Raw genomic sequence first — 21516 nt, 5'->3', positions numbered from 1 at the left:
TTTATAAATTTATAGCAGCTCCAACTGCTGGAATTTGTTTTTTTGAACCAAGATCAGAAATTAATCGATCATAGCGACCACCATTAATAATATTTTTTAATTTATTTTTTGATTTAATATCAATTTTAAAAACCATCCCTGTGTAATATTCCAATTGTCTTCCAAAAGAAGTTGAAAATATTACATTTAGTTTTGAAACTTTGTTTTTAAAGACAGGAAAATATCTTTGATCAACCACCAAATTAATTCTATTTTTCTTAAAAAATTTATTTAACACAGATGCAGCCTCATTGATTGGGCATTTAATTTTTAAAAAGTCTTTAATAATTTTTGAAACACCTTTACCTTTACTGGCTCTTCTTGGATCTTTAATTTTGTTATCGAACCGATTTAATATCTCATTAATCGTTCTTCCTGCTATTACATGTGATAAATCTTCTTTTAGCATTTTTAAATAACGCTTCTTATCTATTTCAACGATAGTTGGATCTACATCAGAGTTTGACTCCAATCTTTTTAAAAGATCATTAAAGTAATCTTCTCTCCAAAAATGTCTTGATAATCTTAACTTCCATCTTTTTGGAATATCTAGTTTTGAAATTAACAAATTAAATATCTCAACATTTCCTATTGTTAATTTGCCTGATGAATATTTAATATTTTGAAGAGATTTAAGTGAGGTATTGATAATTTCTTTATCATCATTTTTTTCATCTTTAGAACCTAAAATTTCAAATCCAATTTGATCTCGAATAATAGAATCAGTTTTATTTTCAGATTTTCTATAAGCTTGACCACTATAGAAAATTTTTTCTTTTCCTTTTAAATTATTCTCTAAGTATCTTAAGCAAGATGCAATTGTTAAATCCGGTCTAAGGCATAGCTCACTACCATTTTGATCTGTGAATGAAAAAATGAATTTTCTAAAGTTTTCACCTGATCTTTGAACGATATGATTAGCCTCAATTACCGATGGTAAATCTATATATTTGTAACCCTTAGATTTTACTGATCTAAGAATGTTTTCAGATAAGTTTTTTGATTTCATCTATTAAATTTGATTTTGGAAATGTTTTATTATTTTCACCTTTAACACCTTTAAGATTTTTTATCGTTACTGTGCCTTCATTAAATTCATTATCGCCACATATAACTGCTATATTTAATTCACGTTTATTTGCTAAGGTTAATTGCTTACCTAAACTTTTCTTTATATCTAAAAATATTTCTGCATTAATGTTATTTTCTCTCAATTGATCTACAATTTCGTAATAATTTTTTAGATATTTTTCATCCATCACACAGACTAAAACAGGCTTTTGATCGTCCACCTTAATCTGGTCTAATTGTAAAAGTGCAAATAACAATCTATCTACACCAAAACTAATTCCTGTACCTGGAATATCTACCCCTTTAAATCTCGAGATAAGTTTAGTATAAGAACCTCCCGAACAAATGCTACCAATATCAACTTCTTTTCCTTTATTATTCGTTACTTTAAAATTCAGGTTAGTTTCAAGAATAAAATCAGAATAATAAGCTAAACCTCTTACAATAGTAAAATTGGTTTGTACTTGCTCTAAATTAGAACCAAATCCTAAAATTTCAAAAACTTCCTCAAGCTCTTTAATTCCTTCTTGAGACAATGGATTATTTAAATTTTCTTTTAATTGTTTTAAGTCTTTTATTTTTAAAAAATTTAATATTTGTGATGCTTGTTCGTCTGTTAGATCAGCACCTTTTGTAACTGCTCCGCTTGCATCTTTTCTCTCTTTTTTAAGAAGATCTTCAACACCTTTTAAACCAAATCCAGGTTTATCTAATTTATCAATAGCTCTAATTACTTTTAATTGCTTATCTTCAGATATTTTTAAATCATTAATTAAACCTTGAACTATTTTTCTGTTACTAATATTGATGATGAATTGATCTTTATTCAAACCACAATCTAAGAGTGTGCTTGAGATTAAATTACAAAGTTCTGCATTAGCTTGGGCTGAATTAACATTTCCAACAATATCAAAATCAGCCTGCATGAACTCTCTGTATCTTCCATTTCCTGCTTTTTCATTTCTAAAAACATTCTGAATTGCATATCTTTTGTAAATTGATGGAAGCTCTTGGTTATTTTGAGCAACAAATCTAGCTAAAGGACTGGATAGATCATATCTAAGTGTAATATTTTTATCACTATCTTTGAATGAGAACACATCAGACATAGGATTATCTTCATCCTCTGCTAAAAACGAACCAATATTTTCACTGATCTCAAAAGAAGGTGTTTCTAATGGTTCGGCTCCAAATTTTAAAAAATTTTTTTCAATCACTTTTAAAAGTTGTTTTTTTAAAACTAACTTTTTGTTCCAACGATCTTCAAATCCAGATGGTAAGGAAGGATTGAGTTTTTTATCTTTTTCCATTTTAGTGGTACTTTGGGTAGGTTACGCTCCTACGACTTCGGATCCACAAACCGACGTGATACTATTTCACCACCAAAGCTTATCTTTTAGTTATTATCTTATTTTATGTGGAATGAAAATTATAATATAAATAAATAGCCTAACGGCTATGGAAACAGTTTCTGTGAGTACTTCTATAAGTAATTCTGTATGTAATATTTATATTCATGAGAAGTCGTTTTAGACAAAAATTATTAATATTCAAGGCTTAAATAAAAAAAAGGACGTTAATCTACTAAAAGTAGAAATAACGTCCTTAGAAATTTTACGAAATTTAGTCTATTTTTTTTAAATTTACTGCAGAAGGACCTTTAGGACCATCTTCTAATGTGAATTCAAGTTTATCACCTTCATTAAGAAATCTCATTCCTGCAGCTTTTACAGCTGAAGCATGTACAAAGGCATCTTTCTCTTTGTCGTCTCTCTCTATAAAGCCATATCCCTTTTTGCCATTATACCATTTTATTTTACCTTGTAGTGTACTCATCTTATTTCTTCGTCCTTTTGTTATTTATTATATTAATTAAGTTAATTTCTTTTACAGGTATTTCAAGATCAAACTTTGTGGTGGTGGCTGAGGAAGGATTCGCACCTCCGACACAAGCCTTTTCAGGGCTCTGCTCTACTCCTGAGCTACTCAGCCTTATTTATCCTCTAAAGATAATTCTTCCTTTAGTAAGATCGTAAGGTGTCATCTCCACAGTTACATTGTCACCTTGAAGAACTCTAATTCTGTTTTTTCTCAACTTACCTGCTGTGTGGGCTGTAACCGTATGACCGTTCTCTAGCTTAACTCTAAACATTGCATTCGGAAGTAGGTCTATCACAGTCCCCTTGAATTCAAGTAAGTCTTGTTTTGACAAATTTATTTTCTCCTTATTCTTTTAAATACTGATTGAGCATGTCCAACCAGGCCTTCATAATTTGCAAGTGTTATAACTGATGGTCCAAGACTTTCAATACCCTTTTTTGATAGGTTTATGTATGAAATTCTTTTGTAGAATTCGTTTACACTTATACCACTTGAATATTTTGCTGATCCGTTAGTTGGTAAAACATGGTTTGAACCTACATTATAATCCGTCATAGCCATAACAGCATATTTTCCTAAACAAATTGATCCTGAATTTTTTATTTTTGAAACAATAGATTTATAATTTTTAACATTTAACTCTAAATGTTCTGGACCTATTTTGTTAACAATATCGATAATTTTTTTATCTGAATTTATGTGCATTAAAATTCCATTATTTTGCAAACTTCTCTTTGCAATCGACCCTCTTGGAATTTCTTTTAATTGTTTAATTATTTCAGTTTTAACTTTATTTAATAAGTTTTTATCTTTTGAAATTAATATGCACTGTGCAAGATCATCATGTTCTGCTTGTCCTATTAAATCACTTGCAACCCATTCTGGATTAGAGTGCTTGTCACAAACTATTGTAACTTCAGAAGGACCAGCAGTCATACCCTCAATTCCAACATCTCCAAAAACTTCTTTTTTTGCAGCTGCAACGTAAGCATTTCCAGGCCCTACAATTTTATCAACCTTTTTAATTTTTTTTGTTCCATAAGAAACTGCAGCAATAGCAGAAGGTCCACCAATTGAATAAATTTCCTTTATTTTACATTTTTTAGCAGCATATAATACTGCAGGATTTTGTTTTCCTTTATAGCCTGGGTTGATCATAACTATTCTTTTTACACCAGCAACAATAGCTGGAATTGCATTCATCAATACACTAGATGGATAGGATGCAGTTGAACCAGGTACATAAATTGCAACCGATTCTAATGGTAAATATTTATACTCAAGTTTATTTTTAAATTTATCAGTGTAAGAAATATTTTTAAACTTTTGTAATGAATGAAATTTATAAATCCTTTTGTAAGCAGTATCGATAGATTTTTTTACAATAGAATTTAATGATTGAATTGATTTTTGAATTTGATTTGAGCTAGGTTCGATTATTGAATTTTTATTAAATTTTTTCTCATATTTAAATAAAGCTTTATCGCCATTTTTTTTAACATCCTTAATAATGTTTGTGACAGAAACAGAACTTGATTGAACTTTTCTTTTTCTTTGCATTAACAAATTATCCAATAATTTGTCAAAATTTTTCTTACTACTATCTATAACCTTCATCTCTACTTTATTTCGCTTTGATCTTCTAATATTGCCTCAATCGTTTCAGCGGTCAAAGCAATATGAGCATTATTACTAAAAAAGAGATTTATTTCATAAACATCGTTATTTTTCAAATAATCTATTCCTACTAATTCTAAAACCAATTCTTGATTTGATTGATCAATATTTTTTGACTTTACCTTATCAACAAAATCAAATCTGCAGATACTATTGACTTTTTTGTCCTCATTTTCATTTTCTACTTTAATACGTTCAATTGATAACAAAAATACTTTATTAGATTCTAGATACTTAATATCTGAAACTTTTACTTTAGCTCCTGAACTACAGGCTGAAATCATTTGTAATCCTTCTTTGTCTGTAGCAATGATTTTAGCTAAATATTTTTTCATCTTTTTAATCTTTTTATTTTAACACCAATGTTTTTTAATTTATTTTCAATTTTTTCATAACCACGATCTAAATGATAAATCCTATTAATTACAGATCTCCCTTGTGCAACTGAAGCTGCTAAGACAAGTGCCACTGATGCTCTTAGATCACTAGACATTACTTCTGCACCAATGAATTTCGTATTACCTTCAATATAAGCTTTATTATTTTTAGTAATAATATTTGCACCTAATCTCTGTAATTCAGCAACATGCATGAATCTATTTTCAAAAATATTCTCTGTGATTGAACTTTTTCCTCTTGCTTTACACATTAAGACCATTAATTGCGCCTGCAGATCTGTTGGAATTCCAGGAAACTCTTTTGTTTTAATATTTTTAATAGACTTAATTTTTTCTGGTCCATTAATATGAATTTTATTATTGCTTACTTTTACTTTGGCTCCTGTTTTTTTTAATAAATTAAGTTCTGAATTTATTATTTTTGGATCTAGATTATTAATTTCTAAAGTTCCTTTAGCTAGAGTTGCTGCAACACAAAAAGTACCAGCTTCAATTCTATCAGCCATCACAGAATAATTTATTGATTTTAATGAACTTACTCCATTTATAGTACAATTTCTTCCTTTCCAATTAATTTTTGCACCAGCTGAGTTAAGAAAGTTAGTAAGGTCTTTTATTTCTGGTTCAACAGCACAGTTTTTTAATATCGTTTTTCCTTTTGCCAAGCATGCAGCAATTATAGAATTTTCAGTTGCTCCAACAGTAATTTTTGGAAATCTAATTTGTCCACCTTTAAGTTTGCCATTAGATTTTGCTAAAATGTAACCGTCCTTAATTTCATAATTCATTCCAAGTTTTTCTAAAGCTGACAAATGATAATTAACTGGTCTTGCACCAATTAAGCAACCACCAGGTAATGATGTTTTTGACTTATGATATTTTGCAACTAATGGTCCTAATACTAAAATTGAACCTCTCATTGTTTTAACTAATGAATAACTAGCAAAAGTTTTCATATTTTTATTGTTTAAAATTTTTGCAGTTTTTTTATCTTTAGAAAGTTCGATTTTTGATCCAAGAGACTTAAGTAAATTAAGCATAGTGCTAATATCTTTTACTTTTGGAAGGTTATGAATGGTTACTGGTAAATCAAAAAGTAATGTAGCTGCTAATATTGGCAATGATGCATTTTTAGAACCTGATATTGAAACTTTGCCTTTGATTTTGCTAGGACCATCAATCAGAAATTTGTCCATAACTTACTTTTTAATTTTAGCAACCTGAATAGTAGTTTGTCCCTGATATTTACCGTTCTTAGATTTATAAGTTGTCTCTGGTTGAGTTTCTGATTTAAAAAATAAAAATTGGGCTATACCTTCATTAGAATAAATTTTTGCTGGATTAGGTGTAGTGTTGCTTAGTTCTATAACTATATTTCCTTCAAATTCATTTTCAATAGGAGTTACATTACAAATTATACCTGTTCTTGCATAAGTACTTTTACCAACACATATACAAAGTACATCTTTTGGAATTCTGAAATATTCTACTGTTTTAGCTAAAACAAATGAGTTTGGAGGAATGATGCAATGTGGTCCCTTTTTCTCTATAAAATTGTCATCTGAAAAATTTTTTGGATCAACTAAAGAATTATTTACATTAGTGAATATTCTATATTCGTCAGAGATTCTAACATCATAACCCATACTACTTAATCCATATGATATTTTACCCTCCGCAACTTGATGGTCTAAAAATGGTTCAATCATATTGTGCTCTTTGCACATCTTCTTAATCCACGAGTCAGGCTGAATAGACATTACTTAAATTTTTTTTTATTTTTTTTTTGAAATAATTTTCTTTTTTTTAAGTTTTTTCTTAAAGCTAAGCTCAAACGCTCATTTTTATCTTTAGAACTCATTCTTTGTTGGGATTAGTCAAAAAATCTAAAGATATTGGTTTATTAGGATCTAATGGTTTTGATGTGGGCTCTTCTTTTTTGGGGCCTTCTTTAGCTAAACGTTTAGCTTTTTTTTCAGCAAGCTTTCTTTCTCTTTTAGCTTGCTTCTCCATAAGCTTGTTGCCTTTTGTTGATTTATAATCGTAGTGAATTCCCATAACATTTTTTTAAGTAGATATAGATCATTATAGTCAAAAAATTAAGGCAATAATTTGAAAAAAATGCTTTATTATCAATAAATTACTAAATGTATTTTAGCTCCTGTAGTTAAATGGCATAACAAGTCATTGGTAATGACTAGTTCCCTGGTCAGTACAGGGTGGGAGCACCATTAATTTCTGTAAAATTTTTTTCTAAAAATAATTGAAATCACAATTAATATAAAAAACGCTAATAGAGGAACATAAATATCTGGAGAAAAGATAATATCCATTATTCCTGGAACTTCTGAATTTTGATCGATTACTTTTTCAATCCCACTTCCAATTGAAACTGCCAAAAAAATCTGGGGTATTATTCCTAAAAAAGTTGCAAATAGAAAATTTATAACTCTTACATTAAATAATGTTGGCAATAGACAGCTTATTTGCCAAGGAACTCCTCCAATAAATCTGTAAACGAGCAAATAAAAAAATTCAGATTTTTTAAATTTGATTTCAAGATTTTGAAATTTATTAAGAAATTTTTCTCTAATTAAATCTCTTAAAAAATAATTTCCAAATATATATAAAAAAGTTGCACCTACACTTAAACCGGTCACTACAACTAGTGTTCCAATCCATTTCCCAAAGATAAAACCACCCATAAGTGCCACGGGAGATCCAAATCCCAGAAAAGGAAATACCCAAAGCACTGTTAGAAACAAGAAAGAAATTGAAACTAAAAATAAATTAGAATTCTTTAACTCAATTAAATAAGATCTGTTATTTCTCAAAAAATCATAAGATGTAATCTCCTGAAGACTGAATTTTGAAAAGAAAAAATATAAAAATAAACTAACAATTAATAAGTAAGATAAACCTATAAATAGTTTAATTTTTTTTGTTTTTTCCATGAATATTGTTATTTTATTCCTAAATCTTCTATTTGCTATTTTTATTATTGCTAATATAAAGGGGCAAAATTTAATCAATTTATTTATGAAAAGAACATACCAACCTTCAAATAAAAAAAGAGCTCGAAAACACGGCTTTAGATCAAAAATGAAGACTAAAGGTGGAAAGAAACTTTTAGCTAGAAGAAGAGCCAGAGGAAGAAAGTCTTTAACTGTATCAGTGTAAATTAATGAAAAGCAAAATTGTTGCTCTTTCAAAAAACGAAGAATTTAAAAATTTACTTAAACAAAAAAAGTTTACAAATAAGTACGTAACTATTTTCTTTGGTAAATTAATGAATAAAGATAATAAAAAACTCAACATTAGCTTTGTAACAAAAAAGAAATTGGGGAATGCAGTTAAGAGAAATAAGATTAAAAGAAGATTAAGGAATATTTTAAACGAAGCAGTTAAAAAAATATCAATAAATTTTAACTATTCATTCCTTGTTATCGCTAAGTCATCTATGCTAAATAATGAATACAAATTAATAAAAGAAACTCTATTTCAGGATTTTGAAAAAATAAAATAATGAATATTTTTACAAATATATTAATTAAAATTATCAAAGGTTATAAATATCTGATTAGCCCTCTATTTGGACATTCTTGTAGATATTTGCCTACTTGCTCAGAATACAGTATTGATGCACTTAAAGAATTTGGTCTATTAAAAGGATCAATTTTAAGTATTAAAAGAATCTTGTCTTGTCACCCAATCAAATTTTTAGGTGGTGGTGAAGGTTTTGATCCTGTTAAAAAAAATACAAAATTAAAATAATATGGATACTAAAAATATAGTAGCAGCAATTTCATTATCAGCGGCAGTTATAGTTTTATATTCACTATTTTTTGCTCCTCCACCAATTACTAAAGAAAATATGGCTGAAGGAAATAAAGTTGAACAAAACAGTGACACACCTTTACTGGATCAAAAAGAAAATGTTACTGAAATTTCTAGAGAAGAAGCTTTAAAACAAAGTGAAAGAATTAATTTTGAGAATGAAAGTATTGTTGGTTCTATTTCACTTAAAGGTGGCGTAATTGATGATCTAACTTTTAAGCAATATAATGTTAGTTTAGACTCACAGGAAAAAGTTACACTTCTTTCACCAAGAAATTCAAAAGATGGTTACTTAATTGAAAGTGGTTTTATTACATCTGATAAAAATGTTGAAATTCCAAATTCAAATTCTATTTGGAAAGTTTCAGGAAATAATAAATTAACTGATCAATCTCCTATAAAAATATCTTGGACAAATGATCAAGGTATAACATTTGAAAAAGAGATCACCTTAGATGACAAATATTTATTTTCAATTAAACAAAGTGTAATCAATCCAACAGATAAAAAATATGATTTTTATACTTATGGGCAAATCATTAGAAATGAAATGCCTGATATATCTAACTTCTATATCCTTCATGAAGGATTGGTAGCAACACTTGATGATGAACTTATTGAAGAAGATTATGATGACATACAGGAGAAGAAATTTTCAAGAACAGCTCAAAAAGGTTGGTTAGGGATTGGAGATAAATACTGGGTAACTTCGCTAATTCCACCTAGAGAAAAAGAATTTAAAACAACATTTGATTATAAAGATAAGTTCAGAGCAAATTTTGTTTCAACTGAGCCATTGGAACTTAATGAAAATTCATTGATTGAAGAAACCTTACAAATCATTGTTGCTGCAAAAAGAGTTGATGTAATTGATGGATATGCTGAGTCTTTAAATATTGATAAATTTGACTTAACAATTGATTGGGGATTTTTATACTTCATTACCAAACCGTTATTTTTTGGAATTGATTATTTCTTTAAATTACTTGGAAATTATGGCCTAGCAATTATAGCAATTACAATTTGTATAAGATTAGCATTTTTCCCACTTGCAAACTTTTCATTTAGAAGCATGGCAAAAATGAAAGCCTTACAGCCTGAAATGGCGAGACTGAAAGAACTACACAAAGACGACAAAATGAAATTACAACAAGCGATGATGGCTCTTTATAAAAAAGAGAAAGTAAACCCGATGTCTGGTTGTTTACCAATACTTGTACAAATTCCAGTTTTCTTTGCTTTGTACAAAGTTTTATTTGTAACAATTGAAATGAGACAAATGCCTTTTTATGGATGGATACAAGATTTATCCGAGAGAGACCCTACCTCCTTGTTTAATCTATTTGGATTATTGCCTTATGATGTACCATCATTTTTAGTCATTGGAGCATGGCCTGTTGCAATGGGTATTTCTATGTGGGTTCAACAAAAATTAAATCCTGCACCAACAGATCCGATGCAAGCAAAAATATTTATGTTCTTTCCATTATTCCTAACAATAATTTTAGCACCTTTCCCGGCAGGGTTGGTAATATATTGGACGGTAAATAATATTTTAACTATGGCACAACAAGTTTTCATAATGAAACGAACCACTGTTAAAACAACAACTTAATGTTGGATATTAAAGAAGAAGAATTAAAAACAATTATACCACTAGATGGTCCTTCAACAGAAGAAGTACAAAAATATTTAGAAAAATATAATGATGAATATATTGTTATTAAATGTGGTGGTAGTGTTTTAATTGATCAAAATATTTTTGATATTTTTGTTAAAGATATCTCAACACTAAATAAACTAGGATTTACTCCTATTATTGTTCATGGAGGTGGAAAAAGAATAAGTAATAAACTTAATGAAATAGGATTAGAAAGTAAATTTATAAAAGGATTAAGAGTAACTGATAAAGAAACTATTAAAGTTGTAGAAGAAGTATTAATTGATTTTAATAAAGAAATTATCAATGCTCTAGATAAGCAAAATTGTGAAAGTCAGAGTATTAATTCCAAGGAAAATAATATTTTAACAGTCGTCCAAGAAAATGAAGAGCTTGGTTTTGTGGGCTCTCCTATAAATGTAGATCAATCAATAATAGATAAAATTATAGCAAATAAAAAAGTCCCTATTATTGCACCTTTAGGTTTGGATAAAAATGATCAAACTTATAACGTCAATGCAGACACCGCAGCCGGTTATATTGCAAAAAAAATTAATGCCAGAAGGTTAATTATATTAAGTGACGTAGAAGGCGTTTTGGACAACAATAAAAATCTAATTCCAGAAATTAATTCAGAATCTATAAAAGACTTAATAAATAATGAAACAATTACTGGTGGCATGATCCCAAAAATAAATAATTGCTTAGATGTTGCTAGTAACGGAGTAAAAGGAGTTGTTATAATAGATGGAAGAAAAAATCATTCTGTTCTATTTGAACTTTTATCAGATAAGGGATCTGGAACTTTAATTAGACAATGAAAAATTTAAGCCATATTAAAAATATTCTATTTGATTGTGATGGTGTACTTTATAGTGACCTAGAAGCAGTATTTGGTCAAGTTAGCCGAAAAATGACTGAATATATTTCAAGTAAACTAAATGTAGATTTAAAAAAAGCCAAAGAACTTCAGACAAATTACTTTCACAAATATAATACAAGCTTAAACGGCCTAATGATACATCATGAAATTGATCCTAAAGAATTTTTAGATTTTGTTCATGATATTGATTTATCTTTTTTAGAAAAAGATACAGCATTAAGATATGAGTTAGAGAATATAAATTTAAGAAAATTTGTCTTTACTAATGGTAGTCAAAACCATGTAAGGCATATAACTACAGCTCTAGGAATTAATGACCAATTTGAAGATATATTTGATATTGTAGATGCAGAATATCATCCAAAACCAGAAGCTAAAGCTTTCGATTTAATGATAGAAAAATTCAAAATTGCTCCAAAAGAAACTTTGTACATTGAAGATATAGCAAAAAACTTATCGATAGGAAAAAAGCGAGGAACAATTACTGCTTGGTTAATTAATGATGAGGAATGGGGTAAAAAAGAATCTGACAAAGAATATATTGATTATAAAATTGAAAATCTTACTTTATTTTTAAAAGAAATAAGGTTATTAAAAAACCAATAAATTATGAGTATAGAAAACATTATAAATGAAGCTTGGGAAAACAAAGATCAAGTTAATCAAAATTCAGATCAAAAATTAAAAGATACTATTAATCAAGTAATAGAAGATCTAGATAGCGGTAAATCTAGAGTTGCTGAAAAAATTGATGGTGAATGGGTAACTCACCAACACTTAAAAAAAGCAATTATGCTAAGTTTTAGAATTCATGGTATGGAAACTTTAAATGGCCCCTACTCAGCTTGGAGAGATAAAGCTCATTTGTTAAAAGGAAAAACAGCTGGATGGTCAAACGATGATTTTGAAAAAGCAGGTTTTAGAATGGTGCCAAATACTGCAATGAGAAAAGGATCATATGTTGCTAAAAATGTAGTTCTAATGCCGAGTTATGTAAATATTGGTGCTTACATAGATGAAGGAACAATGATGGATACTTTTAGTCGTGCAGGTAGTTGCTGTCAGATTGGAAAAAATTGTCATATTTCAGCTGGAACTGGTATTGGTGGAGTTTTAGAACCAGCACAAGCTCTTCCAACCATTATTGAAGATAATGTTTTTATAGGTGCTATGTCAGAAGTTGTGGAAGGTGTAATAGTTGGTGAAGGTTCGGTGCTTAGTATGGGTATGTATATTGGCCAATCAACTAAAATCGTTAATAGAAAAACTGGTGAAGTAAATCACGGTAAAATACCTCCTTACTCAGTTGTTGTTCCTGGATCATTACCAGACAAAAACAATCCTGCTGCACCCTCGTTATATTGTGCAGTAATCATCAAACAAGTTGATGAAAAAACAAGATCTAAAACATCAGTAAACGATCTTTTAAGAGATTAAAATGCAAATCATTAATGAATTACAATTAGCCAAAGAGCTAATTCGTTACCCATCTATAACACCAATAGATGCTGGAGTAATGAAATTCTTAGAAAAACAATTAAGAAAACTTGGTTTCAAAACTAAAATATTAGAGTTTAAAGAAAAAAACACTAAACCAGTAAAAAATCTTTATGCAAGACTTGGAACCAAAGGTCCAAATTTTTGCTACGCTGGTCACTTAGATGTTGTACCTGCTGGAAACTTAAAAGATTGGACGGTAAATCCTTTCAGACCATCAATTAAAAAAGGACATTTAATTGGAAGAGGAGCAAATGACATGAAAAGCTCTATTGCAGCTTTTGTTTCTGCTGTCAGCATTTTTGTTAAAAATAACAAAGAATTTAATGGCTCTATAAGCTTACTAATTACAGGTGATGAAGAAGGAATTGCTATTAACGGTACAAAAAAAGTTGTCGAATACTTAAAAAAAAGAAAAGAGAAAATTAATTTTTGTTTGGTTGGAGAACCAACTAATCCAAATAGATTAGGAGAAATGATTAAAATTGGTCGAAGAGGAAGTATGAATGGTAGACTTTCAGTCATAGGTGTTCAGGGTCATGTTGCTTATCCTAATAGAGCTAACAATCCATCAACTACTCTTGTTCAAATATTGAAAGAATTAAAAGAAATTAAATTTGATAAAGGAACAAAAGATTTTCAGCCAACAAACCTAGAGGTTACAAAAATAAATATTGATAATACAGCTGACAACGTAATTCCAGGTTTAGCTAATGCAACTTTTAATATTAGATTTAATAATAAACACTCATCGAATTCAATTAAAACAAAAATAAATAAAATATTGAAGAAAATTTGTAATAAAAATAAGTCAAATTACAAAATTGAATATAGTGTATCTGGTGAAGCTTTTTTAACTAAACCAAACCAAACTACATATATGATCCAAGATATAATTAAAAAGATTACTAAGATTAAACCTGAACTCTCAACCACAGGAGGCACCTCTGATGCAAGATTTATTAGAAAGATTGCTCCCTGTTTAGAATTTGGTTTGGTTGGAAAAACAATGCATAAAATAGATGAAGCAGTTTCTTTAAGTGATTTAAAAAAATTAACTTTAATTTATTCAAATATTTTAAAGAATTATTTTAAGTGAAAACAGCTTTAATTACTTCTGACACATACAAAAATCATAATACAGGAGATGGACATCCTGAAAAAATAGATAGAGTTACAGCTGTTATTGATAACTTTAAAAAATTAGATAACAAAAATTTAATATGGAAAAAACCTTCAAAATTTGAAAAATCAATACTAATAAAAACTCATTCTTCTGAATATATTGATCATGTTGATCGATCATACCCTCAAAATGGATTTAATTTTTTAGATGGAGATACGGTTGTCTCCCCTGGTAGCAAAGAAGCAACAATGGACGCTGTTGGATCAATTATTGCAGCGATTGATGGTGTGGAGGAAAAAGAATTTAAAAATGCTTTTTGTGCGGTGAGACCCCCAGGTCATCACGCAGAAAAAGAGAAAGCCATGGGCTTTTGTATTTACAACAATGTTGCAGTTGGAGCTAACTATTTAATTGAAAAATATAGTTATAAAAAAATAGCTATAATCGATTTTGATGTCCATCATGGAAATGGGACACAAGATATTTTTTTTAACAATGAAAAAGTTTTATATATTTCTACTCATCAATTTCCATATTATCCAGGTTCAGGTTCAGAAAAAGAGATTGGAAAATTTAATAATATTTTGAATATCCCACTTGAAGCTGGAACAAGTGCTAGAGAATATTTAAATGCATATGAACTAGTATTAAAAAAATTAAAAGAGTTTAAACCGGAATTTCTATTGTTTTCTGCAGGTTTTGATGCTCATATTGATGATCCTTTGGCACAATTAAAACTTAATGCTGAAGATTATTATACAATTACAAAAAGAACTTTAGAAATTTCAAAATCATTTTGTAGAGGTAATGTAGTATCTATACTAGAAGGTGGATATGACTTAAAAGCATTACAAGACAGTACTCAAAGACATGTTGATGCTTTAATAGAATTTAATTGATAATTCCCAATAAAAAACTAAATAAAACTCAATGAAATTATATAAAATTAAAAAATCTGATATCGATAAAAAAGGTAGAGGACTTTATGCAACTAGAGATATCAAAGAAGGTACCAAGATAATTGATTACGTTGGTAAACTAATTACAAAAAAACAAACTGAAGAGTCTGACAAATATGACAATAGTAAACCAATCTATTTATTTACTATCAATAAAAGATATGACCTTGATGGAGATTTTCCATGGAATACTGCAGGATTGATTAATCATTCTTGTGACAATAATTGTGATTATGATGGTAAGGGTCTAAAAATTTGGGTTAAAGCAATTAGAGATATCAAAAAAGGTGAGGAATTTACCTGTGATTATGGTTTTGGTTATGATGAAAATTACAAACAATTTCCCTGTAAGTGTAAGTCAAAAAATTGTTGTGGGTATATTGTAAGGGCAGAATCTAGATGGCGAATAAATAAAAAATTTGCCATGAGTAATAAAAAAAATCTAATAAAAAACTTTAGATAAAAATAATCCTGTAGGTGGTGCTGGAGGAGCACACAGTGACCTTTTTTTAGACTTTAGAGCTTTGTCAAATTTTTTTAAATCCCATTTATTTTCACCTAAATATTTTAAACATCCAACCATAGATCTTACTTGCTGTTGAAGAAAAGATTGAGATTTAAATTGAATTTCTATTTTATCATTTGAAGATTTTAATTTTACAAAATCCATTGTTCTAATTGGACTCTTAGCATTACAACTTGAAGCTCTAAATGTTGAAAAATCTTTTGTACCAACTAATTTTTTTGCCCCTAATTTCATCAAATCTAAATCTAATTTTTTTCTTACATGCCAGACTTGGTTTTTTTCAATCACAGGTGAACTTGTTCTATTTAAAATGACATATTTATAAACTCTCTTTTTTGCAGAAAATCTTGAGTGAAAATTGCTGGTCCTTTTTCTTATTTTAAGGATTGCAATTTTTTCATTTTTTAAAAAGTGATTAATTGAGTTAATAAATTTATCTAAACTCAATAATTTATTTTTTAAATCAAAATGCGCGGACTGCTCGATAGCATGAACACCAGCATCTGTTCTACCCGATCCAACTATAGTAATATTTTCTTTTAATAACTTTCTAATTTTGTCTTGAAGTATTCCTTGAATGGTTTTATTTTTTTTTTGAATTTGCCAACCTTTGTAATTTGTGCCTAAATATTCTATCAAAAGCTGATATCTGAACATTTATATCTTTGAACCTTTTTTTATCTGCGAACCTTGAATAAATTCACCAATATTTTGAGGTCTTTTCCCTTGCCTCTGAATTTCCTTAATAATTATCGATTGATTATTACCACAAGCGATTTCAAGATTATCACTCAATACTGAACCTGGATTTCCTTGAGCTCTTCCAATTTGAGCTTTTAAAATTTTATATCTTTCTCCATTAAAAATAAAAAATGCTCCAGGTGATGGATATAAACCGTTTATCTTACCAATAATTTTTTCAGCATTTTCATCCCAATTAATTTGACCTTCAGTTTTTTGAATTTTAGATGCATAGGTTGCATTCGAATGATCTTGCTCAACAAAATTTGCTTTACCATCTAAAATATCATCTACATTATCTAAAATTTTTTCTGCTGCTAAGTTAGAAAGCTTTTCACTAATTTCTAACGCATTCAAATTTTCATTAAGTTGGATTTTATAATTATTACAAACTGGTCCTGTATCTAATTTTTCAGTAATTCTCATTATACTTATTCCAGTCTCCTGATCTAAATTCATAATTGACCTTTGAATTGGTGCGGCACCTCTCCATTTAGGCAGTAAAGATGCATGTATATTTATAAAACCTTTTTTAGTTAAGCTTAGAAATTTTTTAGGTATGATTTGTCCGTAAGCAACAACTATTGCTAAATCAGCATCTAAAGATTTAAAAAAATTATACTCCTCTTCATTATTTATAACTGGCGGCGTTCTATATTCTAAATTTAAAGTTTCAGAAATACCTTGTATTGGAGACTTATTAATTTTTTGTCCTCTTTTTGATTTTTGAGGTGGCTGTGTATAAACATAAGAAATATTATATCCATTTTGATATAAAGATTTTAAAATTGGTACAGCAAACATGGGTGTACCCATAAAAACTAACTTTTTTGACATTTTTTAAACTTCAGCTGAATTTGATTTTAATTTTGAAAGTTTCTTTATGATCATTGATTTTTTTAGTTTTGAGAGATAATCAATAAACAATATCCCTTCCAAATGATCCATTTCATGCTGTATGCATGTTGCAAGTAATCCATCTGCTTTTAGTAGTTTTTTCTTTCCATTGTAATCTAAATATTCTACTTCACATTTACTTGGTCGATCTATTTCAGCAAATTGATTTGGTACAGACAAACACCCTTCTTCATAAGTTGCCTTAAGTGGATCTTTATTTTTTATTACAGGATTTACAAAGTATCTAGGCTCTTTTTTGTTTTTGTCCTTACTTATATCCATCACTATAATTCTTTTTGGTATACCAATCTGAATTGCTGCAAGACCAATACCATTAGCATCATACATTGTATCGAGCATATCATTCATTAATTTTTGCTCTTCACTTCCAACAGCCTCTACAGGTTTTGATACTTGTCGAAGTAATTTGTTTGGTTCTGTAATAATCGTTCTTATCGCCATAAAATTTATATGTTATTATAATTTTTATACTTTTAAAGGAAGAACTTTTAGCAATAGCTTATTTCTTATTAAATCAGCATTTATTTGATTTAGTGTATTAGAAATAAAATAAAGTCTTTTTTCATCAATATTTTCTATTTTGTCATTACCTATTATCTCAATTAAAGATAATAAAACTGTTCCAACTTCATTTGCTTCTATCAACTCCGCTAGATTTTCATCTAGTTTAAAAGGTTTTTGTGAATATAAACTGTCATACTCGCTTGGTATTTCTACTCCGTCTGATTTCAGACTTTCTATAAAAATTATATCTTTAGTCGACAAAGTTTCATTACTAAAAATTATTCTATCAAGAAATTTTTTTAAATCTTCTTGTATTTCAGATTTTGAATAATCTCCTCTAAAATAATTTACCCACTTAGATTGATGTAAAATATTATTATTATATTGAATTTTTTTGAACTCTGAATTCTGATTTTTTGAATAGTTATTGTAGAAACTTAAATAATCTGAAGGAACATTATCTACTTCAATTTCGTTCAAAAAGTTATTGAGCTCTACATCAAAAGCTAAACCAATTTTATTGTCCTCAAATAGCTGCTTCAACAACTGTAAAAATTCCAATTTTAATTCTGGTTCACTTGTCAAAAGTGCTCTTTGATAAATTAATGCTCTCGCTTCTAATGGAGACAGCAACTTGTAAGTATCGGTTGCACTTAACAATTGATCAATATTAAATTGAAATTTTTTATAATATTCAAATAAGTCTTTTTCTGGGAAAATTTTATAATTAGCAGCTTTCTCAATAATTAAGATTTTGTCTTGATCATTTATGTCAACATTACTTAGATCTGGTAGTAAATTTGAATTTGATAGATATTTCCAAATTAATTGAGGTGTATTTTCATTAGGCTCATATGAAAAATCTGGATTTGTCCTATGAGCTAAATGAAACTCAAATACTGAACTTTCAGAGACTTCTTTGGATGCTTCTTCAATATAACCAAACAGGTAATTCATTTTATTTTCAAAATACTCATCTTGAAAACCTAACTCTTTTTTAAGATCTAGAATTAATTGGGCTTCTTCATTTTTTCCATAATTTACTAAACAATATAAATTTAATTTAGATAAATATTCATCTTCAACTGGTTCTTTAATTTTTGTAAAAAATTCACAGGTCTTCTTTATATTTTTATCTGATAAATAGTTATCTAATAAATGTCTGGTTAGTTTGGGATGAGAGTTTACAATTTGATTATTAACCAAAAATTCTTCAATGAGTTCTAAATTAGAATTTTTAATTAACCAATCAGATTTAAATTTTAAAAATTCATTTTCAGTAATATTTTGATTAGGATAATGAGCGTTAGTTAATAATGAGATTTCCATAATTTCTAATGCATCATTAGAAAGATTAATTTTCTCTAAACTATCAAATAAATTTTTTAACTTTTGACCATCAGAATTCGTCCACATATCAATAGTCAAACCGTGTTCTGCAGGATCGTATAATCCTACTATTTTGACTTCTTTTGATATTAAATTTTCATCTAATTCTATCGAGCCAGTATTTTTATCTGACTGCATATCAAAAACACTTATTTGATCATTATTATTTTCACCTTCTGTAATAACTGCTTCCTCAACAGTTTCATTTTCTTTTTTTTCAAGATTCCATATATCAATTGGATTATCTTCTGCGTGAATAGGATTTAAAATAATTAGATAGCTTAAAAAAATAAAAAAGAATTTTTTATTTAACAATTTTAAAATTTTCATTTGGAATAATTTTTTCAATTTCCTTTTTAGGAGCAGGAAAATCAATTGAATTGAGAATTAAAACAACGCCAAGAACAATTACTAGTCCAAAAATAGATTTAACAACTAGTCCGATTATACTTTTTTTACCTGAACTTGTATTTTTGTTGAAATGCATATAACTTTAGATAATTTCAAATTAAGACATATTTGTGTTTTTTCAATATTTAAACTTATGAAATCAAAAAAAAATCTGGTTTTTCTAGGTATGATGGGATCTGGTAAGAGTTCTATTGGCTCTTTAGTAGCAAAAAAATTTAAATTAAATTTTGTAGATGTAGATAAAGAAATAGAGAAAAATTTAAATACGACAATTCGAAAAATATTCGAAACAAAAGGAGAAGAATATTTTAGAAAAATTGAGGAACAAACTACACTTAAAAAATTAAAACTTAGTTCTACAGTTGTTTCTCTTGGGGGAGGTGCTTTTGCAAATAAAAATATTAGAAATGAAGTTTTAAAAAATCATTATTCATTTTGGTTAAATTGGAATGAAAAAATTTTAGTTGAAAGAATTAAAAATAGCAAAAAAAGACCTCTAACAATTAATGCTACAGATAATGATTTAATTGATTTAATTAAAAAACGAACTAACATTTATTCTAAAGCCTTATATGAAATCAAATGTGATAATCTTACAAAAAATGAAATAGTAAGCAAAATTAAAGAAATTTATGAAACCAATTAAATTAAAAATTGAAACAAAAACACAAAAATATCCAATAATAATTGGATCAAATTTAGTTACTAACCTGTCAAAAATAATTAAGAATAATTCCTTAACATTCAATCAATGTCTTCTTGTAGTTGATAAAAATGTACCAAAAAAATTTATCACTAAAATAAAAAATTCATTCAATAAAAAGAAAATACATATATGTTTTTTTATTGCCAGTGAGGCCAATAAAAACTTTAATATTATTAATAAGATCCTAGAAATTTTATTAAATAAAAACTTTTCTAGAGATGACTGTTTAATATCAATAGGTGGGGGTATTACAGGTGATGTAAGTGGTTTTGCATCTAGTATCTTTAAAAGAGGTATGAAATTTATAAATATACCAACAACACTTTTATCCCAAGTTGACTCTTCGATTGGTGGTAAAACTGGCATAAATTCAAATTATGGAAAAAACCTAATTGGTAGTTTTTATCAACCAAACTTGGTTATATCAGACGTTGATTTTCTTAAATCGATGCCAAAAAGAGAGATTGTTTGTGGATATGGTGAAATTTTAAAACATTCTCTAATAAGAGATAAAAATTTCTTCAAATTTTTAAATAAGAATGTGAATAAAATTATTAAACTGAGCTCTCCATTTATTGAAAAAGCTATTTATGAAAGCTGTAAAATTAAAAAAAGTGTGGTTGAAAAAGACGAGAAAGAAAAAAATTTAAGAAAAGTTTTAAATTTTGGGCATACATTTGGCCATGCTTATGAAGCAAGCTTAAATTACAATAAGAAATTAAATCACGGTGAAGCAGTAATCCTAGGCATAAAGACAGCATTAAGTTTTAGTTTAAATTTAAAAATACTAAAAAAAAGTGATTACAACCTAATATTAAATCATATCAATAATTTAAATCTAGCAATATCTGTTAATAAATTTTTTAAAAAAAAAGATATAAATAAAATATTATTTTTCATGACAAAGGATAAAAAAAATAAATCGCAAAAAATTAATTTAGTACTTTTAAAAAAAATTGGATCTCCACAAATTAATATTGAATATTCAAAAGAAAGATTGAAAAAATTTTTTGATGATTACTTAAGATAGTTGAATTTGAATTGAGTGAATAGTTTCTTTCAATTCTTTATCTAATACTTTATAAATTTTTTTATTACTTTCAATTCTGTTCATATTTTTTAACTCATCAGAAACTATACTTAATCTTAAATGATATTTGCCTTCTTGATTACCTTTGTGATTTTTATGAAGAAAAGATTTATCTTCTATATCTATACTTTGAATATTTATTTGATCTGATAATTTTTTTTTTATAATTGCAATTAATTCATTTATATCCATATAGTAATTAT

The 21516-nt window shown here is 27.8% G+C and carries 28 protein-coding genes and 1 tRNA gene; 12 read left to right on the top strand and 17 right to left on the bottom strand.

What is annotated here, in order from left to right; translation table 11 throughout:
• Position 1: 1 nt before the first annotated feature.
• The 11 genes from ACQY31_RS05620 to ACQY31_RS05570 form a co-directional block, all read right to left on the bottom strand.
• Positions 2-1048, bottom strand: coding sequence for an ATP phosphoribosyltransferase regulatory subunit (locus tag ACQY31_RS05620; RefSeq protein WP_428079297.1), 1047 nt, complete (start codon positions 1046-1048; stop codon positions 2-4).
• A complete protein-coding gene (hisS, locus tag ACQY31_RS05615) occupies positions 1026-2420 on the bottom strand; it encodes a histidine--tRNA ligase (protein WP_428079295.1) in 1395 nt (464 codons plus the stop codon). The genes ACQY31_RS05620 and hisS overlap by 23 nt, the downstream gene beginning before the upstream one ends.
• A 313-nt stretch (positions 2421-2733) precedes the next feature.
• Positions 2734-2946 (bottom strand): cold-shock protein, encoded by a 213-nt coding sequence (locus ACQY31_RS05610; protein ID WP_075505957.1) that lies wholly within the window; start codon positions 2944-2946, stop codon positions 2734-2736.
• Positions 2947-3027: 81 nt separating this feature from the next.
• Positions 3028-3102 (bottom strand) — tRNA-Phe (locus tag ACQY31_RS05605).
• Positions 3103-3106: 4 nt separating this feature from the next.
• Positions 3107-3322, bottom strand: a complete 216-nt coding sequence (infA, locus tag ACQY31_RS05600) for a translation initiation factor IF-1 (protein WP_023854397.1) — start codon at positions 3320-3322, stop codon at positions 3107-3109.
• Positions 3323-3324: 2 nt separating this feature from the next.
• A complete protein-coding gene (gene hisD, locus ACQY31_RS05595) occupies positions 3325-4608 on the bottom strand; it encodes a histidinol dehydrogenase (RefSeq protein ID WP_428079293.1) in 1284 nt (427 codons plus the stop codon).
• 2 nt (positions 4609-4610) lie between these two features.
• Positions 4611-5003 carry a DUF2948 family protein gene (locus ACQY31_RS05590; protein ID WP_428079291.1) on the bottom strand — a complete coding sequence of 131 codons (393 nt, stop codon included), beginning with the start codon at positions 5001-5003 and terminating at the stop codon, positions 4611-4613.
• On the bottom strand, positions 5000-6262 hold the full coding sequence (murA, locus tag ACQY31_RS05585; RefSeq protein WP_428079289.1) for a UDP-N-acetylglucosamine 1-carboxyvinyltransferase: 1263 nt from the start codon (positions 6260-6262) through the stop codon (positions 5000-5002). The genes ACQY31_RS05590 and murA overlap by 4 nt, the downstream gene beginning before the upstream one ends.
• Before the next feature lie 3 nt (positions 6263-6265).
• Positions 6266-6826 carry a dCTP deaminase gene (gene dcd / locus ACQY31_RS05580; RefSeq protein WP_075505953.1) on the bottom strand — a complete coding sequence of 187 codons (561 nt, stop codon included), beginning with the start codon at positions 6824-6826 and terminating at the stop codon, positions 6266-6268.
• 97 nt (positions 6827-6923) lie between these two features.
• Positions 6924-7124, bottom strand: coding sequence for a hypothetical protein (locus tag ACQY31_RS05575; protein ID WP_075505952.1), 201 nt, complete (start codon positions 7122-7124; stop codon positions 6924-6926).
• 173 nt (positions 7125-7297) lie between these two features.
• The gene (locus tag ACQY31_RS05570) at positions 7298-8020 is read right to left on the bottom strand and encodes a TVP38/TMEM64 family protein (RefSeq protein WP_428079286.1); all 723 of its coding nucleotides are present in this window, start codon (positions 8018-8020) and stop codon (positions 7298-7300) included.
• 85 nt (positions 8021-8105) lie between these two features.
• Here ACQY31_RS05570 and rpmH point away from each other — a divergent pair, with 85 nt between their 5' ends.
• From rpmH to ACQY31_RS05520, 10 genes are read left to right on the top strand one after another with little or no spacing between them, the layout of a single operon-like run.
• Positions 8106-8246: a 50S ribosomal protein L34 gene (gene rpmH, locus ACQY31_RS05565; RefSeq protein ID WP_023854404.1), complete on the top strand. Its 141-nt coding sequence runs from the start codon at positions 8106-8108 to the stop codon at positions 8244-8246.
• Between the two features lie 4 nt (positions 8247-8250).
• The gene (gene rnpA / locus ACQY31_RS05560; protein ID WP_428079284.1) at positions 8251-8592 is read left to right on the top strand and encodes a ribonuclease P protein component; all 342 of its coding nucleotides are present in this window, start codon (positions 8251-8253) and stop codon (positions 8590-8592) included.
• Entirely contained in the window at positions 8592-8840 is a 249-nt protein-coding gene (yidD, locus tag ACQY31_RS05555; protein ID WP_428079282.1) for a membrane protein insertion efficiency factor YidD, read from the top strand. The genes rnpA and yidD overlap by 1 nt, the downstream gene beginning before the upstream one ends.
• Before the next feature lies 1 nt (position 8841).
• Positions 8842-10518, top strand: coding sequence for a membrane protein insertase YidC (gene yidC / locus ACQY31_RS05550; RefSeq protein WP_428079280.1), 1677 nt, complete (start codon positions 8842-8844; stop codon positions 10516-10518).
• Positions 10518-11384, top strand: a complete 867-nt coding sequence (gene argB / locus ACQY31_RS05545; RefSeq protein ID WP_428079279.1) for an acetylglutamate kinase — start codon at positions 10518-10520, stop codon at positions 11382-11384. Before yidC ends, argB begins: the two co-directional genes overlap by 1 nt.
• Positions 11381-12052, top strand: a complete 672-nt coding sequence (locus tag ACQY31_RS05540; RefSeq protein ID WP_428079277.1) for a pyrimidine 5'-nucleotidase — start codon at positions 11381-11383, stop codon at positions 12050-12052. The genes argB and ACQY31_RS05540 overlap by 4 nt, the downstream gene beginning before the upstream one ends.
• Before the next feature lie 3 nt (positions 12053-12055).
• Entirely contained in the window at positions 12056-12883 is an 828-nt protein-coding gene (gene dapD / locus ACQY31_RS05535; protein ID WP_428079276.1) for a 2,3,4,5-tetrahydropyridine-2,6-dicarboxylate N-succinyltransferase, read from the top strand.
• Position 12884: 1 nt separating this feature from the next.
• A complete protein-coding gene (gene dapE / locus ACQY31_RS05530; RefSeq protein WP_428079274.1) occupies positions 12885-14042 on the top strand; it encodes a succinyl-diaminopimelate desuccinylase in 1158 nt (385 codons plus the stop codon).
• A complete protein-coding gene (locus tag ACQY31_RS05525; RefSeq protein ID WP_428079272.1) occupies positions 14039-14968 on the top strand; it encodes a histone deacetylase family protein in 930 nt (309 codons plus the stop codon). The genes dapE and ACQY31_RS05525 overlap by 4 nt, the downstream gene beginning before the upstream one ends.
• 31 nt (positions 14969-14999) lie before the next feature.
• The gene (locus ACQY31_RS05520; protein ID WP_428079270.1) at positions 15000-15491 is read left to right on the top strand and encodes an SET domain-containing protein; all 492 of its coding nucleotides are present in this window, start codon (positions 15000-15002) and stop codon (positions 15489-15491) included.
• On the opposite strand, the gene truA is transcribed toward ACQY31_RS05520, so the two are convergent.
• The 5 genes from truA to ACQY31_RS05495 are packed head-to-tail and all read right to left on the bottom strand — an operon-like array spanning position 15471 to position 19593.
• Entirely contained in the window at positions 15471-16211 is a 741-nt protein-coding gene (gene truA, locus ACQY31_RS05515; RefSeq protein WP_428079268.1) for a tRNA pseudouridine(38-40) synthase TruA, read from the bottom strand. The genes ACQY31_RS05520 and truA overlap by 21 nt on opposite strands.
• Entirely contained in the window at positions 16212-17132 is a 921-nt protein-coding gene (gene fmt / locus ACQY31_RS05510) for a methionyl-tRNA formyltransferase (RefSeq protein WP_428079266.1), read from the bottom strand.
• Positions 17133-17135: 3 nt separating this feature from the next.
• A complete protein-coding gene (def, locus tag ACQY31_RS05505) occupies positions 17136-17654 on the bottom strand; it encodes a peptide deformylase (RefSeq protein ID WP_428079264.1) in 519 nt (172 codons plus the stop codon).
• Between the two features lie 24 nt (positions 17655-17678).
• Positions 17679-19436: a hypothetical protein gene (locus tag ACQY31_RS05500; RefSeq protein WP_428079263.1), complete on the bottom strand. Its 1758-nt coding sequence runs from the start codon at positions 19434-19436 to the stop codon at positions 17679-17681.
• Complete coding sequence (locus ACQY31_RS05495; RefSeq protein WP_428079261.1) at positions 19411-19593, bottom strand: hypothetical protein; 183 nt, start codon at positions 19591-19593, stop codon at positions 19411-19413. The genes ACQY31_RS05500 and ACQY31_RS05495 overlap by 26 nt, the downstream gene beginning before the upstream one ends.
• Before the next feature lie 57 nt (positions 19594-19650).
• Here ACQY31_RS05495 and ACQY31_RS05490 point away from each other — a divergent pair, with 57 nt between their 5' ends.
• A complete protein-coding gene (locus ACQY31_RS05490) occupies positions 19651-20163 on the top strand; it encodes a shikimate kinase (protein WP_428079259.1) in 513 nt (170 codons plus the stop codon).
• Positions 20150-21253, top strand: a complete 1104-nt coding sequence (gene aroB, locus ACQY31_RS05485) for a 3-dehydroquinate synthase (RefSeq protein WP_428079257.1) — start codon at positions 20150-20152, stop codon at positions 21251-21253. The genes ACQY31_RS05490 and aroB overlap by 14 nt, the downstream gene beginning before the upstream one ends.
• Here aroB and ACQY31_RS05480 read toward each other — a convergent pair.
• Positions 21245-21505: a BolA family protein gene (locus ACQY31_RS05480; RefSeq protein ID WP_428079256.1), complete on the bottom strand. Its 261-nt coding sequence runs from the start codon at positions 21503-21505 to the stop codon at positions 21245-21247. The two genes, aroB and ACQY31_RS05480, sit on opposite strands and share 9 nt — an antisense overlap.
• Between the last annotated feature and the right edge of the window lie 11 nt (positions 21506-21516).

The organism is Candidatus Pelagibacter sp. (assembly GCF_965262185.1).
Classification (GTDB): domain Bacteria; phylum Pseudomonadota; class Alphaproteobacteria; order Pelagibacterales; family Pelagibacteraceae; genus Pelagibacter.
Note: the sequence above shows the minus strand (reverse complement) of the source record. Positions and strands in the feature narration are given on the sequence as shown.

What these genes read in the sequence shown, in the direction of transcription:
- argB (WP_428079279.1), top strand. Translation starts at nt 10,518, where the DNA reads ATGTTGGATATTAAAGAAGAAGAATTAAAAACAATTATACCACTAGAT.
- aroB (WP_428079257.1), top strand. Translation starts at nt 20,150, where the DNA reads ATGAAACCAATTAAATTAAAAATTGAAACAAAAACACAAAAATATCCA.
- dapD (WP_428079276.1), top strand. Translation starts at nt 12,056, where the DNA reads ATGAGTATAGAAAACATTATAAATGAAGCTTGGGAAAACAAAGATCAA.
- ACQY31_RS05590 (WP_428079291.1), bottom strand. Translation starts at nt 5,003, where the DNA reads ATGAAAAAATATTTAGCTAAAATCATTGCTACAGACAAAGAAGGATTA.
- rpmH (WP_023854404.1), top strand. Translation starts at nt 8,106, where the DNA reads ATGAAAAGAACATACCAACCTTCAAATAAAAAAAGAGCTCGAAAACAC.
- dapE (WP_428079274.1), top strand. Translation starts at nt 12,885, where the DNA reads ATGCAAATCATTAATGAATTACAATTAGCCAAAGAGCTAATTCGTTAC.
- ACQY31_RS05480 (WP_428079256.1), bottom strand. Translation starts at nt 21,505, where the DNA reads ATGGATATAAATGAATTAATTGCAATTATAAAAAAAAAATTATCAGAT.
- def (WP_428079264.1), bottom strand. Translation starts at nt 17,654, where the DNA reads ATGGCGATAAGAACGATTATTACAGAACCAAACAAATTACTTCGACAA.
- ACQY31_RS05495 (WP_428079261.1), bottom strand. Translation starts at nt 19,593, where the DNA reads ATGCATTTCAACAAAAATACAAGTTCAGGTAAAAAAAGTATAATCGGA.
- ACQY31_RS05520 (WP_428079270.1), top strand. Translation starts at nt 15,000, where the DNA reads ATGAAATTATATAAAATTAAAAAATCTGATATCGATAAAAAAGGTAGA.
- hisS (WP_428079295.1), bottom strand. Translation starts at nt 2,420, where the DNA reads ATGGAAAAAGATAAAAAACTCAATCCTTCCTTACCATCTGGATTTGAA.
- ACQY31_RS05540 (WP_428079277.1), top strand. Translation starts at nt 11,381, where the DNA reads ATGAAAAATTTAAGCCATATTAAAAATATTCTATTTGATTGTGATGGT.
- ACQY31_RS05570 (WP_428079286.1), bottom strand. Translation starts at nt 8,020, where the DNA reads ATGGAAAAAACAAAAAAAATTAAACTATTTATAGGTTTATCTTACTTA.
- murA (WP_428079289.1), bottom strand. Translation starts at nt 6,262, where the DNA reads ATGGACAAATTTCTGATTGATGGTCCTAGCAAAATCAAAGGCAAAGTT.
- ACQY31_RS05620 (WP_428079297.1), bottom strand. Translation starts at nt 1,048, where the DNA reads ATGAAATCAAAAAACTTATCTGAAAACATTCTTAGATCAGTAAAATCT.
- truA (WP_428079268.1), bottom strand. Translation starts at nt 16,211, where the DNA reads ATGTTCAGATATCAGCTTTTGATAGAATATTTAGGCACAAATTACAAA.
- ACQY31_RS05610 (WP_075505957.1), bottom strand. Translation starts at nt 2,946, where the DNA reads ATGAGTACACTACAAGGTAAAATAAAATGGTATAATGGCAAAAAGGGA.
- yidD (WP_428079282.1), top strand. Translation starts at nt 8,592, where the DNA reads ATGAATATTTTTACAAATATATTAATTAAAATTATCAAAGGTTATAAA.
- ACQY31_RS05500 (WP_428079263.1), bottom strand. Translation starts at nt 19,436, where the DNA reads ATGAAAATTTTAAAATTGTTAAATAAAAAATTCTTTTTTATTTTTTTA.
- rnpA (WP_428079284.1), top strand. Translation starts at nt 8,251, where the DNA reads ATGAAAAGCAAAATTGTTGCTCTTTCAAAAAACGAAGAATTTAAAAAT.
- hisD (WP_428079293.1), bottom strand. Translation starts at nt 4,608, where the DNA reads ATGAAGGTTATAGATAGTAGTAAGAAAAATTTTGACAAATTATTGGAT.
- ACQY31_RS05490 (WP_428079259.1), top strand. Translation starts at nt 19,651, where the DNA reads ATGAAATCAAAAAAAAATCTGGTTTTTCTAGGTATGATGGGATCTGGT.
- yidC (WP_428079280.1), top strand. Translation starts at nt 8,842, where the DNA reads ATGGATACTAAAAATATAGTAGCAGCAATTTCATTATCAGCGGCAGTT.
- ACQY31_RS05575 (WP_075505952.1), bottom strand. Translation starts at nt 7,124, where the DNA reads ATGGGAATTCACTACGATTATAAATCAACAAAAGGCAACAAGCTTATG.
- fmt (WP_428079266.1), bottom strand. Translation starts at nt 17,132, where the DNA reads ATGTCAAAAAAGTTAGTTTTTATGGGTACACCCATGTTTGCTGTACCA.
- dcd (WP_075505953.1), bottom strand. Translation starts at nt 6,826, where the DNA reads ATGTCTATTCAGCCTGACTCGTGGATTAAGAAGATGTGCAAAGAGCAC.